The sequence below is a fragment of the Paragemmobacter amnigenus genome (assembly GCF_009908265.2).
Classification (GTDB): domain Bacteria; phylum Pseudomonadota; class Alphaproteobacteria; order Rhodobacterales; family Rhodobacteraceae; genus Paragemmobacter; species Paragemmobacter amnigenus.
The window spans coordinates 32,923-47,623 of the sequence record NZ_JAAATX020000015.1 but is presented as its reverse complement, the minus strand read 5'-3'; the positions used below and the strand labels follow the sequence as shown (position 1 = coordinate 47,623).

Sequence of the window (14,701 nt, the reverse complement as noted above, 5' to 3'; positions counted from 1 at the left end):
GCGCAAATTCCGGGGGCGACCGGGTGGGAGCCGGTTTCTGCGTCAGAAACCGGCGCGAAATCTGCGTCAGATTTCGCTTCAGCGGGCGTCGGCAAGGACAAGCTCGGCCCCTTTCCAGCCCACCATCATGGCGGGCGCGTTGGTGTTGCCCGCGATCAGGTTCGGGAAGCTGGAGGCGTCGATGACGCGCAGGCCGTCCACGCCGTGGACGCGCAGGCGGGCGTCGATCACGCTGCTGGCGGGGTCCGGCCCCATGCGGCAGGTGCAGGAGGGGTGATAGACCGTGCCGGAGCGGCGGCGGAAGTCGTCGATGATCTGCTCGTCGGTGGTGATGTCGGGGCCGGGGCGCAGTTCCTCGGCAATGAGCCTTGCGAGGGGCGGCTGGGCGGCGAGGTGGCGGAGGTATTTCACGGCCAGAAGCATTTCCTGCACGTCATGGTCGGTGGAAAAGGCGTTGGCGGTGATGGTGGGATGGGTGAAGGGGTCGGGCGAGGCGATGCAGATATGGCCGCGGCTGGTGGGGCGGCAGTTCGACAGGCCGATGGACATGCCGGGGAAGGGGTCGGGTGTCAGGATGGGCCTTTCGCCGTCGCGCGGGATCAGGGTGGAAAAGGCCTGCATGTAGAGTTGCATGTTGGGGCGTGGCAGATCGGGCGATGTGCGGAAGAAGCCGCCGCCGTGGTTGATCGACTTGGACAGCGGGCCCGATCCGGCGAGGACGTATTTCATCCCCGCGATCAGCTTGCCCCACCACGGGCGAAGTTCGTCATTATAGGTGGGGACGCGCATCTTCCATGTGTAGTTGATGCCCTGATGGTCGCTGAGGTGGTCGCCCACATTGGGATTGTCGCGCAGGACGGGAATGCCCAAGCCTTGCAGCAGCGCGCCGGGGCCTAGCCCTGAGAGTTGCAGGAGCTGGGGCGAGTTGATGGCGCCGCCCGACAGGATGACTTCGGCCTTGGCGCGCAGGGTGCGGGTTTCGTTGCCGATACGGTATTCCACGCCGGTGGCGCGGCCGTTTTCGATCAGGACGCGGGTGACCATGGCGCCTGTGATGACGCGGCAGTTCGGGCGCTTCATCGCGGGGCGCAGGAAGGCGCGGGCGGCGGAGTTGCGGCGGGCATCCTTGATCGTCATCTGGTAGATGCCGGTGCCTTCCTGTTCGGCCCCGTTGAAATCGGGGTTATGGGCAAGCCCCGCGCTTTCGCAGGCGGCGATGTAGTCCTTGACCAGCGGGTGCAGCCCCTTGCGGTTGGCCGACACGAAGAGGGGGCCGCCCTTGCCGCGCCATGCGTCGCCGCCTGCCTCGGTATCCTCCATCGCCTTGTAGGCGGCAAGGACATCGTCCCAGCCCCAGCCGGTATTTCCGGCGGCGGCCCATTCGTCGTAATCCGCGCGGTGGCCGCGGATATAGACCATGGCGTTGATCGAGGATGACCCCCCCAGCACCTTGCCGCGCGGCCAGTGGTCGCGTGCACCCGCAAGGCCGGGGTCGGGTTCGGTCTTGTAAAGCCAGTTCACGGCGGGGTCGTAGAAAAGCTTGCCATAGCCCAAGGGCAGCATGACGAAGAAGCGCCGGTCGGTTCCGCCCGCCTCCAGCACCGTGACGCGGTGCTTGCCCGAGGCTGTCAGCCGGTCCGCCAGAACGCATCCCGCCGAACCTGCGCCCACGATGATGTAATCGGTCTCGTCCGTCATGCCTGCCCCCTGCTTTGGGCGGAGCCTAGCCTACGGGGCCGGGGCGGCGTGACAGATGGCGACGGATTTTGTCGCATACGGATCAGCGCCCCTTCCAGACTGGATCACGCTTTTCGGCGAATGCGCGGGCGCCTTCGAGCTGATCCTCGGAGGAATAGAGACGGTCGACGGTCGCCATCTGGCGTTTGGTGATGCGGTTCAGCGCGTCCTGAAAGCGCAGCGCCTCGGCCTCGCGCACGACTTCCTTGATCGCGGCATAGACGAGCGGCGGGCCAGAGGCGAGGAGGCGGGCAAGATCCCATGCCTTGGGCAGCAGGTCCTGCGGGGTGGTGATTTCCTTCAGCAGGCCCCAGCGCAGCGCCTCTTCCGCGTCGAACCAGCGGCCGGTCAGCAGCAGGTCCATCGCGACGTGGTAGGGGATGCGCTTGGGCAGTTTGATGGAGGCGGCATCGGCCACGGTGCCGGAGCGGATTTCGGGCAGGGCGAAGGTGGCGTTGTCCGACGCAAGGATCAGGTCGCAGGAGAGGGCGAGTTCGAGGCCCCCCCCGCAGCAGATGCCGTTGACGGCGGCGATGACGGGTTTGTTCAGGTTCGGCAGTTCCTGCAACCCGCCGAAGCCGCCCACGCCATAATCGCCATCCACCGCATCACCGGCGGCGGCGGCCTTGAGGTCCCAGCCGGGGCAGAAGAACTTGTCCCCTTCGGCGCGCAGGATCGCCACGCGCAGGCTGTCATCGTCGCGGAAGGCGCGGAAAGTCAGGCCCATGATGCGGCTGGTAGCAAGGTCGATGGCATTGGCCTTGGGCCGGTCCAGCGTGACTTCGAGGATGGCACCCTCGCGCCGCGTGCGGATCGGGCCTTCGGTGAGCATGGTCATTTCGGTCATTCGGCGGACTCCCATAGGACGGCATCGACGGCGACGGCCCCTTGGGCGCGCAGGATGAGGGGGTTGATCTCGATCTCTTCCAGCCGGTCGTCGGTGTGGAAGAGGGATTGCAATGATAGCACGGTGGCGATGGCGGCGGCGGTATCGGCCTTGGGTCGGCCACGGTAGCCATCCAGCAGTGGCCAGAGGCGCAGGCGGCGAAGGGCGGCGTCGATGTCGGTGGCGGTCACGGGCAGGATGAGCGTCTGGATATCGGCCAGGAGTTCCGCCGTTGTGCCGCCAAAGCCCAGCGTCAGGGTCGCGCCATAGACCGGATCGCGGCGGAACCCGATGAGGAGTTCGGCTATGGGGGCGGTGACCATCTCCTCGGCCAAATAGCCTTGGGCGCCTTGGATGTCGGGTTGGCCGTCGAGGCTGTGGAGGTTCAGGCGGACGGCCCCCGCTTCGGTCTTGTGCGCAAAGCCCAGCCCCTTGAGGGCGAGGGGCGGGGTGAGGGTGGCCGCCAACGGTGCCAGCGCCGCGAGCGTGGCTGCGGTGACGGCGCGGGGGACGGTGACGCCGACGGCAGCGATCAGGGCCTTGGCCGAGGCTTCGTCGCGCATCCGAATGGGGCGTTGCGGCAGGCGGGGCCACGGGCGCCAGCCGCCCGCATTGGGCGGCGTCTGCGCGGCGCGGATGGCGGCGAGGGCGGTCTCGAAGCCCATCATGGGAACGATGTTCGGGCCTGCCATGCGGGCGGCGAGGGTTTCATCGAAATTCTCGGGCAGGGAGGCGACGGCGAAGGCGGGTTTGCCGGTGGCCGTGGCGGCTGCGGTGATGGCGTCCAGCGCGGGCTGGAAGCTGGAGGGATCGCAGCGGTCGGGGCGCGGGGGGTCGATGATGAAGATGCCCGCGTCATAGCCCGCCAGCATGGTGGTGAAGACGTCGGTGGTGCGCGGCCCGTCGCCCCAGATGAAGGTGTGGTAGTCCAAGGGATTGGCGATGGCGACGATGGGGCCGAGGATGTCGCCGAGGCGCTGGCGCTGCGCGTCCGAGGGGGGCGGGAAGTCCACCCCATAGGGCGCGGCAAGGTCGGCCACCAGCCCCGCCTCGCCGCCCGAGCAGGAGAGAGAGCAGAGGCGCGGGCCGATCTGCGGGCCGCAGTGGTGGAAGATCTTCAGCGTCTCGATCAGTTCGGCGGGGGTGGCGACCTCGGCCACGCCGCAGGCGCGCAGGAAGGCCGAGGAGGCGGCCCCCCCGCCCGCGAGCGAGGCAGTGTGCGAGGCGGCGGCGGTGCGCGAAAGTTCCGTCTTGCCGGACTTGATGCAGACGATCCCCTTGCCCGCCGCGCGGGCGCGTTCGGCAAGGTCGGCAAAGGCCGCGGCATCGTCGATGCCTTCGACATACATGCCGAGCGCCGTGACGCGGTCGTCGGAGAGCAGGGCGTTTGCCAATTCCGCCAGCCCCGTCTGCGCGGCATTGCCCAGACAGGCGACATAGGCCACGGGCAGGGCGCGGGCCTGCATCGTCAGGTTGATGACGATGTTCGACGATTGCGAGAGCAGCGCCACGCCCCGGTCGCAGCGGACGCCGCCATGCTGGTCGGGCCACAGGAGCGCGCCGTCGAGGTAATTGATGACGCCATAGCAGTTGGGGCCAAGGATGGGCATGTCACCCGCGGCCTGCACGAGCTTGGCCTGCAAGTCGGCCTCGCCCGCCTCTTCCCAGCCGGAGGCGAAGCAGGTCGCCCCGCCCGCACCCATGGCGGCGAGTTCGGCCACCACGTCCAGCGTGGCGTGGCGGTTGACGCCGATGAAGGTGGCGTCGGGGGCGTGGGGCAGGTCGGCGAGGGTGCGGAAGCAGGGCGCGCCCGCGATGGCGTCGCGGCTGGGGTGGACGGGCCAGACGGGGCCGTCGAAGCCCATCTTGCGGCACTGCTCCACCACATTCGCGGCCCAGCCGGAGCCGAGCACGGCGATGGAACGGGGGCGCAGCAGGCGGGTGAGGTCACGCATGGCGGCCCCCGGCGCAAAGCGGAGCGCGCGTGCCGCGCGCAAGCCTTTGGGGTCGCCTGCGCGGCAGGGCCGCTTGGCTCCGGCCGGGGGGTTTCCACCCCCGGACCCCCGAGGATATTTGGCAACGGATGAAGGGGCGAAGGCATCCCCCTGCCCCTTGGCGGGACAGGGAGACTTCACCCGTTACGGTCATCGGCGTCCCCGCCTGTACCGTGCCCTTACTCTGGATGGGAAAGGTGAACATTCCGTTACTTCATCCGTTCTGAAATATCCTCAGGGGGTGAGGCGCGGCACGCGCCGAGGGGGCAGAATGCCCCCTTCCTTTCTTCATGCGCCGTAAGCGCGCAGCATCTGGCGGCTGATGATGTGGCGCTGGATTTCGCTGGTCCCTTCCCAGATGCGTTCCACCCGCGCGTCGCGCCAGATGCGTTCCAGCGGCAGGTCGTCCATCAGGCCCATCCCGCCGTGGATCTGGATCGCCTCGTCCGCGATGAAGGCCAGAACCTCGGTCGCCTTGAGTTTTGCCATGCTCATGTCGGCCTCGGTCACCGTGCCCTGATCGAAGCGCCATGCGGCGTCCCATGTCAGGAGTTCGGCAGCCTTCAGCTCCATCGCCATGTCGGCAAGCTTGAAGCTGATGCCCTGAAACTTGCCGATCTGCTGGCCGAATTGCCGCCGTTCGGCGGCGTATTGGACGGCGTGGCCGAGCGCGCGGTCGGCGCGGCCGAGGCAGGTGGCGGCGACCTGCAGGCGGGTCGCGCCGAGCCATGTATTGGCGACCTCGAATCCCTTGTGGACTTCGCCCAGCACCTGTTCCTTGGGGATGCGGCAGTTGTCGAATTCGAGGATGGCGTTGGTATAGCCGCGATGGCTGACGTTGCGGTAGCCGTCGCGGACGGTGAAGCCGGGGGTGCCCTTGTCGACGAAGAAGGCGGTGATGAGTTTCTTCTTGCCGCGGGGGGTGTCCTCCTCTCCGCTGGCCATGAAGCAGATGGCGAAATCGGCAAGGTCGGCGTGGCTGATGAAATGCTTGGTGCCGTTCAGGATCCAGTCGTCGCCGTCCTGCCGCGCGCTGGCCTTCATGCCGCGCAGGTCGGAGCCCGCGCCGGGTTCCGTCATGGCGAGGCAATCCCATTTCTCGCCCCTGATGCAGGGGTGGAGGTAGCGCTGTTTCTGTTCGTCGGTCCCTGCCAGAAGGATGTTCGACGGGCGGGCGACGCAGGTCCAGTGCAGGGCGTAGTTGGCGCGGCCGAGTTCGCGTTCGTATAGGAGCCAGGAGAGGGTATCGAGACCCGCGCCCCCCACCTCGGCCGGCATGTTGGCGGCGTAGAGGCCTGCGGCGATGGCCTTTTGCTGTATTTCGCGGATCAGCTCCATCGGCAGGTGGCCGCTGCGTTCCACCTGCATCTCGTGCGGGTAGAGTTCGTTTTCGACGAAGCTGCGCGTCGTCTCGACGATCATCTGCTGTTCTTCGGTCAGGGCGAAGTGCATGGGATCACGCCTTTTTCTGGCCGACGTGGCGACCGGTGGCTTCGGGTCTGGGAAGCGACGCATGGGCCTCGGCGATGGGCATCAGGCGGTCGAGGATCGCTTGCGGGGCGGGGCAGGTCTTGCCGGCCTTCATGTCGACATGCAGCAGCATCTGTTCCAGCGTGGCGACGGGTTCGTCGCCCTTGAGGATGCGGATGAAGATGTGCAGCCGCTTTTCGTCGGCATGCAGGACCTGCACGGTGCCGGTCAGGGCGTCGCCCAGTTTCGCCTCGCCCAGATGCATGATGTGGGTCTCAGCCGTGTAGTAGCTGAAGCCCGTGCCGACATAGGCGACGTCGGCGCCGATGTGGCGCAGGAAGGCGTCGGAGGTTTCGGAGGCCGCAAAGAGGTAGCGGCTTTCGGTCATGTGGCCGTTATAGTCGATCCAGCCCGGCAGGACGGTGAGGCGCGCGGTTTCCATCGGGCCGCTGCCCGCGACGGGGGCGGGCATGGCGGTACGGCGGCGGGCGTCGTGGTCGAGAAGCACCTTGCCCGCGCCCCAGTTGCGGTCCTTCAGCACGCGCAGGAAGCCGATCAGGTTCTGGTCGCGGATGCGTTCCAGCTCGCGGATGGAATGGTGGCCGGATTGGGCGTCGGATTGGCCTGCGATGAGGTCGACGAGTTCGTCGTTGAATTCGGGGACGTCCATCAGTTTCGTCCAGGGCCATGTCAGGCAGGGACCGAACTGGGCCATGAAATGCTTCATCCCCGCCTCGCCGCCCGCGATGCGGTAGGTTTCGAATAGGCCCATCTGGCCCCAGCGCAGGCCGAAGCCCATGCGGATCGCTTCGTCGATTTCCTCGGTCGTGGCGATGCCGTCTTTGACCAGCCACAGCGCCTCGCGCCACACCGCCTCGAGGAAGCGGTCGGCGATGTGGGCGTCGATCTCCTTGCGGATATGCAGGGGGAACATGCCGATTTCGCGAAGGGTTTCCTTGGCCGCCTCGATCAGGGCAGGGTCGGATTTGGCGGAGGGGACGATTTCGGCCAGCGGCAGCAGGTAGACGGGGTTGAAGGGGTGGGCGACGAAGATGGTCGCGGGGTTGGCGGCGTTCTGCTGCAATTCCGACGGTTTGAAGCCGGAGGTGGAGGAGCCGATGGGGGTGTGGGGCGCGACCTGCTGGATCTGGGCGAAGACGCGGTGTTTCAGGTCGAGGCGTTCCGAGACGGATTCCTGGATGTAGTCGGCGCCTTCGACGGCCTCGGTGATCGTTGCGGCGAAGGTCAGGGTGCCTTCGGGCGGCATGGGTCCGTCGGACAGGGCGGGAAGGGCGCGGCGGGCGTTGGCGATGACTTCGCCCACCTTGCGGGGGGCTTCGGGGTCTGGGTCGAAGACGGTGACGTTCCAGCCGTTCAGAAGGAAGCGCGCGGCCCAGCCGCCGCCGATGACGCCGCCGCCGATGATGCCTGCCTTGCGAGCCATGGGGTCGTTCTCCGTTTCAGATGGCCAATGCGAGGGCCAGAATTGCGATGGCGGCAAGGATCGCCGCGGTGGTGAGTGGCGAGGGCAGGGGGATGCCCCTGGCCGGTTCTGTCGGGCCGCCCGTGGGGGCGGGGGGGCCACCCGCGGGGCGCGTTCCGGCGAGACGCTTCGCCTTGTCCGAGAAGGCCACGGTGACGGCGGCACCCGAGGGGTGTGGCGGTTGCGTCAGCCCGTGGCGGGCGGCGAGGTCCTGCGCGGTGGTCTGCCCGTCGCGGAGCGCCTGCGCCTCATCAGTCGTGATGCGGATTTGCGCGCCCGTGGCCAAGGCCTTGAGAAGAAAGCCGGGTTCCAGCGGTTCCATCACCCAGCCCGTGCCCACGGGGATCACGCGTCCCGTCGCGGGGGTGGCATGGGGCGGGGTGATGGGGCCGAGCTTCTCCATCAGCGGGGCAGGGGCGGGCGCTTGTCCAGTTTCAGGCGGGCGCGCACCTCGGCGGGGGTGATGACGCGGGCGCCCATGTTTTCGATGATGGTGGCGGCGCGTTCGACGAGTTGCGCGTTGGTGGCAAGGACGCCCTTGTCGAGCCAGAGGTTGTCTTCCAGACCCACGCGGACATTGCCGCCCGCAAGGACGGCGGCGGCGACATAGGCCATCTGGTTGCGGCCCAGAGAGAAGGCCGAGTAGTGCCAGCCTTGGGGCACGTTGTTGACCATCGCCATGAAGGTGTTGAGGTCGTCCGGCGCGCCCCACGGCACGCCCATGCAGAGTTGAACGAGGACGGGTTCGGGGATGACGCCTTCCTTCACCAGTTCCTTGGCAAGCCAGAGGTGGCCGGTGTCGAAGGCCTCGATTTCAATGCGGACGCCTGCGGCGGTCATGCGCTGTGCCATGTCGCGCAGCATGCCGGGCGTGTTGACCATGACGTAATCGGCTTCGTTGAAGTTCATCGTGCCGCAGTCGAGGGTGCAGATTTCTGGGCGGCATTCGACGACATGGGCGACGCGTTCCGTGGCGCCTGCCATATCGGAGCGGGGGCCGATGCGGCCCATATCCTCGGTCCCTTCGAAATAGATGTCGCCGCCCATGCCGGCGGTCAGGTTCAGCACCACATCGGTGGCGGAATCGCGAATGCGTTCAGTGACTTCGCGGTAGAGCGCGGGGTCGCGGGCGGGTTTGCCGGTTTCGGGATCGCGGACGTGGCAGTGGACGACGGCAGCACCGGCCTTGGCGGCGGCGATGGCGCTTTCGGCGATCTGCTGGGGGGAGCGGGGGACATGCGGGCTGCGGTCCTGCGTGCCGCCCGATCCGGTGACGGCGCAGGTGATGAAGACTTCGCGGTTAATGGCGAGCGGCATGGTTTCCTCCCTTGTTGGGGGCAGATTAGCGGGGTTGCACGGGCCTGCATTGCCGTTTACGCAATTTTCATGACGCAAAACGCAAGCCTGTTTTCCCCGTCACGAGAGGCGCTGACCATTGCGGTGCTGGTGCTGCCCCATGCCTCGATCCTCGAGGTGGCGTCGGTGCTGGACCCGATGCGGGCGGCGAACCGGCATCTGGGGCAGGAGGCCTATCGCTGGCGGGTGGTGTCGCCGGAGGGGCGGCCCGTGCCGCTGACCTGCGGGATCGAACTGCCGTCCTCGGGGCCGCTGGCGGCGGCGGAGGGGGCGGATGTGCTGATGCTGATCGTGGGGTATCGGCAGGAGGAGGTGGCGACGGGGCCGTTCCTGCGTGAACTGCGGCGGATGGCGGGGCGGTTCCGGCTGGTGGCGGGGGTGGATGCGGGGGCGTGGGTTATGGCGCGGGCGGGGCTGCTCGCGGGCTATCGCGCGACCGTGCACTGGGAAGATCTTGAGGATTTCGCCGCCGCCTACCCCGATATGGAGTGTCTGCCGGACCGGTACGTGATCGACCGCAACCGCGCTACGGCGGGGGGCGCGGCACCGGCGCATGACCTGATGCTGCATCTGATCGGGGCGCGGCACGGGGCGCCGCTGGCGCGGCAGGTGGCGGCGTCCTTCCTGACGACGGAGCGGGCGGGGCATGAGCCGCAGGTCGCCCCCGTGCCGGCGGAGGGGCGGCTGGATGCGCGGGTGGCGGAGGCCATCGCGCGGATGGAGGCGCGGCTGGACGATCCCGAACCCGTGGCGCGGGTGGCCAAGGCGGTGGGGTTGAGCCCGCGGCGGATGGAGGGGTTGTTCCGGCAATATCTGGGCGAGACGCCTGCGGCCTATGCCCTGGGTCTGCGGTTGCAGGCAGCGCGGCGGATGGTGACGGACACGCGCCACCCGCTGGCCGAGGTGGCTTTGCGGACGGGGTTCGCGTCGCCATCCACCCTGAGCCGCGCGTTCAGCAGGCGGTTCGGGGTGGCCCCCGGTGTGTTGCGGCGGCGGGGTGGCTAAGGCCCTGCGGGCGCTGCGTTTATTTCCGTGGCGGGGCGTTCCGGACTGTGCCGTGCGCGGTGCAGGCGGCTGTGCCGCAGGTTGTACATACGCGCGGTGGGGTCAGGGTGGGTTAACCATCGGGTGAGTTGGTCTGCGGCGGGGCCGGTCGCGGGTGGAGAGGCGGGGGGCTTTCCGCCCCCCGTGCCCCCCGAGAGTATTGGGGCCGAGATGAAGGGCGCGGGTCTGGTGGGGCGCCGGTGGTGGCCGCGGGGACAGGGGCGCGGCGGTTCGGCGCGCTTGATGCGCGGTGCGGGGTGGGGATAGGTTTGGCGGGCTGGTGCCGGTCCGGTTTGCGGGCCGGATGCGGGCCTGCGCTTTCGGGGGGATGGGTGATGGTTTCACGTCGTTTCGTGCTGTCGGGGATGCTGGCGGGGGCGGCCCTGCCCGTGTGGGGCGAGGGGCTGGCGGTCAGCCCGCGTCCCGTGGCGCGGCCTTCGGGGGTGCAGGCGGTGGCGGGCAAGGCCGTGGCCGATCCGGCCGCGCTGATCGAGGCGGCGGGGCTGGGCGGGGTCGTGGGCTATGCCGTGGCCGATGCGCGGACGGGGCGGCTGCTGGAGGCGATGGGCGAGCGCGAGGCGCTGCCGCCCGCGAGCACGGCCAAGGCGGTGACGGCGCTTTACGCGCTGGAGAAGCTGGGGGCGGGGCATCGCTTTGCGACGCGGGTTCTGGTGACGGGGCCGGTGGCGGGGGGTGTGGTGCAGGGCGATCTGGTCCTGTCGGGGACGGGCGATCCGGAATTGGACACCGACCGGCTGGCAGGGTTGGCGGCGGAACTGGCGGCGACGGGGATACGGGGGGTGACGGGCACCTATCTGGTGCATGACGGCGCGCTGCCCTTTGTCGACCGGATCGCGGGCGATCAGCCGGAGCATGTGGGGTATAACCCCGCCATCTCGGGGCTGAACCTGAATTACAACCGCGTGCATTTCGAGTGGAAGCGGGCGCAGGGCGGCTGGGGTGTGGCCATGGATGCGCGGGGCGAGCGGTTTGCGCCGCCCGTGCAGATGGCGCGGATGGAGGTGGTGGCGCGGGAGGCGCCGCTGTTCACCTATCGCGCGCGGGGCGGGGCGGAGGAATGGACGGTGGCGAGCGGGGCGCTGGGCAAGGGCGGGAGCCGCTGGTTGCCGGTCCGCAATCCGGCGGCCTATGTGGGCGAGGTGTTTCAGTCGCTGGCGGCGGCTCAGGGGGTGAAGCTGCCTGCGGGGCGGGTGGTGGGGCGGCTGCCTGCGGGGGCGCAGGTGGTGGCGGAGCTGGCGGGTGATCCGCTGGCGGATGTGCTGCGGCGGATGCTGCGCTGGTCGACGAACCTGACGGCGGAGGTGGTGGGGCTGTCGTCGTCGGGCGCGGGGGGGCTGCGGCCGTCGGCGGGGGCGATGTCGGACTGGATGCGGGGGCGCCTCGGGGCCGAGGGGCGGTTCGTGGACCATTCGGGGCTGGGCGGGCAGAGCCGGATTTCCGCCGAGCAGATGGTGCGTGCGCTGGTCGCGTCGCAGGGGACGGCGGCGGGGCGGGGGTTGAAGCCCGTGCTGCGCGATCTGGGGATGCGCGATGACGAGGGGGGCGCGATCGAGAGCCCCGTGGCGGTGATCGGCAAGACGGGGACGCTGAATTTCGTGTCAGCGCTGGTGGGGTTCGTGCAGCCGCCGTCGGGGCGGGAGATGGCCTTTGCCATCTTCTGCGCGGATGTGGCGCGGCGGGACCGGTTGAGCGTGGCCGAGCGGGAGCAGCCGAAGGGCGGCAAGGCATGGACACGGCGGGCGCGGAAGCTGCAGGGGCAGCTGATCGCGCGGTGGGGGGCGGTGTACGGGTGAGGGGGGCGCGTGGCGGGGTGAACCCCGCCCTACGGGTTTGGATGCGCTACGGTCGGGTTGGGCCCGTGGCCCAAAGCCACGGGCCGCGCACGACCCGCCCCCACGGGTCGTGCGCCATGGGCGCCCGCCCCGGCGGGTCATGCGCGTCCCTAACGACGAAGCCCCGAAACGCGCCACTGGCGCCTTTCGGGTCTTCTTGCGCCTGGCAGTTCCGGTTCCTGCCTAGGGCTTCATATGCCGCACGCGCGCGCCCCATTCGATGGCGGCGGCGTGGAGGCGGTCGACCTTCAGCTCTTCGCGCACCTCTTCGAGCATCCTCAGTTCCACCTCGTTGTGCTTGCCGTCCGCTGTCACCACGTCGCAGGCAAGGGCATAGGCGGTTTCGTTCAGGCGTTCGGGCAGCGCCTCGCGGATCAGGCCGAAGAGGGCGTCGAGGCCGTCTTCCTCTTCGAACAGGTCGAAGACGATCTGGGAAATGCGGCGGATGCGGTCCTGGTCGTAAGTGGCGAAGACCGGCATGTGGTTGACCATGCGCTGGATCGCCACGAGTTCGGCCGTCCGCATGTTCTGGTCCGAGGCCGAGCAGGCGACCATGACGGCGACGAGCGCGTCTTGCGGGGACATGGGGGGCGTGTCGGACATGGGCGTTTCCTTGGTGCTTCGGGACGGGACATTATTGACGCGATGCGGGGGCGGCAATAGAGGACGGGGGCTGCGGAGGCACGGGGTTTCCGCACATCTCCTTGAGGATTGCCGATGTCTGGCTTGCGTGATGCCGCGATGAAATCGAAAGCATGGCCCTTTGAAGAGGCGCGCGCGATCCTCAAACGCTATGAGAAGAAGGATCCCGAGAAGGGCCATGTCCTGTTCGAGACGGGCTATGGTCCGTCGGGTCTGCCCCATATCGGCACCTTTGGCGAGGTGGCGCGGACGACGATGATCCGCCGCGCCTTCGAGGTGATCAGCGATATTCCGACGCGGCTGATCTGTTTCTCGGACGATCTGGACGGGATGCGGAAGGTGCCCGAGAACGTGCCGCAGCAGGAGATGCTGCGCGGGCATATGCAGAAGCCGCTGACATCCGTGCCCGATCCCTATGGCGAGTACGAGAGTTTCGGCCATCACAACAACGCCATGCTGCGGCGGTTTCTGGATACGTTCGGGTTCGAGTACGAGTTCATCTCGGCCACCGATTTCTACGGCTCGGGCCGGTTCGACGAGGTGCTGCGGCGCGCGGCGGAGCGGTATGACGCGATCATGGGGATCATGCTGGCAAGCTTGCGGGAGGAGCGGCAGCAGACCTATAGCTGCTTCCTGCCGATCCATCCCGAGACGGGGCGGGTGCTCTATGTGCCGATGAAGAACGTGGATGCGGTGCGGGGCGAGATCACCTTCGACGACGAGGACGGGCGGGAATGGACGCTGCCTGTCACGGGGGGGAATGTGAAGCTGCAGTGGAAGCCGGATTTCGGCGCGCGCTGGGCGGCGCTGGGTGTGGACTTCGAGATGTACGGGAAGGACCATTCCACCAACACGCCGATCTATGACGGCATCTGCGAAGTGCTGGGCGGCAAGAAGCCCAACCACATGACATACGAGCTGTTCCTTGACGACCAGGGGCAGAAGATTTCGAAGTCGAAGGGCAACGGGCTGACCATCGACGAATGGCTGACCTATGCGGCGACGGAAAGCCTTTCGTATTTCATGTACCAGAAGCCCAAGACGGCGAAGCGGATGCATTTCGATGTCATCCCGCGGGCGGTGGATGAATATCACCAGCAGTTGAAGGCGTACCCGACGCAGGATGTGGACGGGCAGGTGAACAACCCCGTGTGGCATATCCACGGCGGCAACCCGCCGGAGAGCCGGATGGTGGTGCCGTTCTCGATGCTGCTGAACCTTGCGAGCGTGGCGGGGGCGAAGGATGCCAAGGGGCTGTGGGGCTATATCCGCGCCTATGCGCCGGAGGCGAGCCCCGAGACGCATCCGGATCTGGATGCCGCGGCAGGCTTTGCGGTGCGCTATTTCGCCGACAAGATCGCGCCGTCGCGCGTGTTCCGCCTGCCCGACGACCGGGAACGGGCGGCGATGGCGGACCTGCGCGCGCGGCTGGCGGCGTGGGAAGGCGGGCAGGACGCGGATGCGTTGCAGTCCATGGTCTTTGCCGTGGGCAAGGAACACGGGTTCGAGCCGCTGCGCGACTGGTTCAAGGCGCTGTACGAGGTGCTGCTGGGGGCGTCGGAGGGGCCGCGCTTTGGCGGGTTCGTGGCGCTTTACGGTGTGGCCGAGACGGTCGCGCTGATGGATCGCGGGTTGGCGGGGGAGCTGGTTTCGTAAGGACGCGCAGTTCTGCCCGTCCTGCGGGTCATTGACCCGTGCGGCGGTCGACCTAGGCTTTCCCTCGGGGATATAGGAGGGAGGCCGCGATGCGCCGTATCGCCTTTGGACTGCTGACTGCGCTTTGCCTTGTCCTGCCCGTGACCGCCGCGAAGGCGGATCCCGTGCAGGATACGATCCTGAACCAGATCGAGGCGTTCAAGGCGGATGATTTCGCCACCGCCTTCACCTTTGCCTCGCCGTCGATCAAGTCGATCTTCATGTCGCCCGAGAATTTCGGGAAGATGGTGACGCAGGGCTATCCCATGGTCCACCGCCCCGCCGATGTGCGGATGCTGGAGCAGCGGACGATTTCGGGCGCGCTGTGGCAGAAGGTGATGATCACCGACCAGACGGGGCGGACCCATATTCTGGACTACCAGATGGTCCAGACGCCCGAGGGCTGGCAGATCAACGGCGTGCAGTTGCTGCCCGAGCCGGGGGTGGGGGCGTGAGGCGTGCCGGAGGGGCGCGCGGTGGTCTGACATCCCGTTAACCCTGCATTGCTACCCCTTGCCGCGACATATCGAGCGGCGAGGGG

The 14,701-nt window shown here is 68.0% G+C and carries 12 protein-coding genes; 4 read left to right on the top strand and 8 right to left on the bottom strand.

All coding sequences use genetic code 11. The annotated features are described in order from the left end of the window. Positions 1-78: 78 nt before the first annotated feature. The 7 genes from GU927_RS18580 to GU927_RS18550 all read right to left on the bottom strand — a co-directional run bounded on the left by GU927_RS18580 (position 79) and on the right by GU927_RS18550 (position 8,887). Positions 79-1,698, bottom strand: a complete 1,620-nt coding sequence (locus GU927_RS18580) for a GMC family oxidoreductase (protein WP_161763901.1) — start codon at positions 1,696-1,698, stop codon at positions 79-81. Between the two features lie 82 nt (positions 1,699-1,780). Then, positions 1,781-2,584 carry a carnitinyl-CoA dehydratase gene (locus GU927_RS18575; protein WP_161763900.1) on the bottom strand — a complete coding sequence of 268 codons (804 nt, stop codon included), beginning with the start codon at positions 2,582-2,584 and terminating at the stop codon, positions 1,781-1,783. Further along, complete coding sequence (locus GU927_RS18570; protein ID WP_161763899.1) at positions 2,581-4,578, bottom strand: acetate--CoA ligase family protein; 1,998 nt, start codon at positions 4,576-4,578, stop codon at positions 2,581-2,583. The genes GU927_RS18575 and GU927_RS18570 overlap by 4 nt, the downstream gene beginning before the upstream one ends. A gap of 327 nt (positions 4,579-4,905) precedes the next feature. Continuing rightward, entirely contained in the window at positions 4,906-6,069 is a 1,164-nt protein-coding gene (locus GU927_RS18565; protein WP_161763898.1) for an acyl-CoA dehydrogenase family protein, read from the bottom strand. A 4-nt stretch (positions 6,070-6,073) separates the two neighbouring features. Then, the gene (locus GU927_RS18560; RefSeq protein WP_161763897.1) at positions 6,074-7,531 is read right to left on the bottom strand and encodes a carnitine 3-dehydrogenase; all 1,458 of its coding nucleotides are present in this window, start codon (positions 7,529-7,531) and stop codon (positions 6,074-6,076) included. 16 nt (positions 7,532-7,547) lie between these two features. Further along, positions 7,548-7,973, bottom strand: a complete 426-nt coding sequence (locus GU927_RS18555) for a hypothetical protein (protein WP_161763896.1) — start codon at positions 7,971-7,973, stop codon at positions 7,548-7,550. After that, the gene (locus tag GU927_RS18550; RefSeq protein ID WP_161763895.1) at positions 7,973-8,887 is read right to left on the bottom strand and encodes a BKACE family enzyme; all 915 of its coding nucleotides are present in this window, start codon (positions 8,885-8,887) and stop codon (positions 7,973-7,975) included. Before GU927_RS18550 ends, GU927_RS18555 begins: the two co-directional genes overlap by 1 nt. Before the next feature lie 69 nt (positions 8,888-8,956). On the opposite strand from GU927_RS18550, the gene GU927_RS18545 reads away from it, so the two are divergent. Together GU927_RS18545 and dacB are read left to right on the top strand one after the other, a co-directional pair. Beyond that, a complete protein-coding gene (locus tag GU927_RS18545) occupies positions 8,957-9,931 on the top strand; it encodes a GlxA family transcriptional regulator (RefSeq protein WP_161763894.1) in 975 nt (324 codons plus the stop codon). A 374-nt stretch (positions 9,932-10,305) separates the two neighbouring features. After that, positions 10,306-11,784 carry a D-alanyl-D-alanine carboxypeptidase/D-alanyl-D-alanine endopeptidase gene (gene dacB / locus GU927_RS18540; protein ID WP_232843853.1) on the top strand — a complete coding sequence of 493 codons (1,479 nt, stop codon included), beginning with the start codon at positions 10,306-10,308 and terminating at the stop codon, positions 11,782-11,784. A gap of 222 nt (positions 11,785-12,006) precedes the next feature. Here the strand turns inward: dacB and GU927_RS18535 are convergent, their stop codons facing one another. After that, entirely contained in the window at positions 12,007-12,426 is a 420-nt protein-coding gene (locus tag GU927_RS18535; protein ID WP_161763892.1) for a tellurite resistance TerB family protein, read from the bottom strand. Between the two features lie 114 nt (positions 12,427-12,540). Between GU927_RS18535 and GU927_RS18530 the strand changes: the two genes are divergently transcribed. Together GU927_RS18530 and GU927_RS18525 are read left to right on the top strand one after the other, a co-directional pair. Further along, positions 12,541-14,121 carry a lysine--tRNA ligase gene (locus GU927_RS18530; RefSeq protein WP_161763891.1) on the top strand — a complete coding sequence of 527 codons (1,581 nt, stop codon included), beginning with the start codon at positions 12,541-12,543 and terminating at the stop codon, positions 14,119-14,121. A gap of 89 nt (positions 14,122-14,210) precedes the next feature. Next, entirely contained in the window at positions 14,211-14,615 is a 405-nt protein-coding gene (locus tag GU927_RS18525; RefSeq protein ID WP_161763890.1) for a DUF4864 domain-containing protein, read from the top strand. Positions 14,616-14,701: the final 86 nt, after the last annotated feature.

What these genes read in the sequence shown, in the direction of transcription:
- GU927_RS18535 (WP_161763892.1), bottom strand. Translation starts at nt 12,426, where the DNA reads ATGTCCGACACGCCCCCCATGTCCCCGCAAGACGCGCTCGTCGCCGTC.
- GU927_RS18570 (WP_161763899.1), bottom strand. Translation starts at nt 4,578, where the DNA reads ATGCGTGACCTCACCCGCCTGCTGCGCCCCCGTTCCATCGCCGTGCTC.
- GU927_RS18575 (WP_161763900.1), bottom strand. Translation starts at nt 2,584, where the DNA reads ATGACCGAAATGACCATGCTCACCGAAGGCCCGATCCGCACGCGGCGC.
- GU927_RS18580 (WP_161763901.1), bottom strand. Translation starts at nt 1,698, where the DNA reads ATGACGGACGAGACCGATTACATCATCGTGGGCGCAGGTTCGGCGGGA.
- GU927_RS18555 (WP_161763896.1), bottom strand. Translation starts at nt 7,973, where the DNA reads ATGGAGAAGCTCGGCCCCATCACCCCGCCCCATGCCACCCCCGCGACG.
- GU927_RS18565 (WP_161763898.1), bottom strand. Translation starts at nt 6,069, where the DNA reads ATGCACTTCGCCCTGACCGAAGAACAGCAGATGATCGTCGAGACGACG.
- dacB (WP_232843853.1), top strand. Translation starts at nt 10,306, where the DNA reads ATGGTTTCACGTCGTTTCGTGCTGTCGGGGATGCTGGCGGGGGCGGCC.
- GU927_RS18550 (WP_161763895.1), bottom strand. Translation starts at nt 8,887, where the DNA reads ATGCCGCTCGCCATTAACCGCGAAGTCTTCATCACCTGCGCCGTCACC.
- GU927_RS18525 (WP_161763890.1), top strand. Translation starts at nt 14,211, where the DNA reads ATGCGCCGTATCGCCTTTGGACTGCTGACTGCGCTTTGCCTTGTCCTG.
- GU927_RS18560 (WP_161763897.1), bottom strand. Translation starts at nt 7,531, where the DNA reads ATGGCTCGCAAGGCAGGCATCATCGGCGGCGGCGTCATCGGCGGCGGC.
- GU927_RS18530 (WP_161763891.1), top strand. Translation starts at nt 12,541, where the DNA reads ATGTCTGGCTTGCGTGATGCCGCGATGAAATCGAAAGCATGGCCCTTT.
- GU927_RS18545 (WP_161763894.1), top strand. Translation starts at nt 8,957, where the DNA reads ATGACGCAAAACGCAAGCCTGTTTTCCCCGTCACGAGAGGCGCTGACC.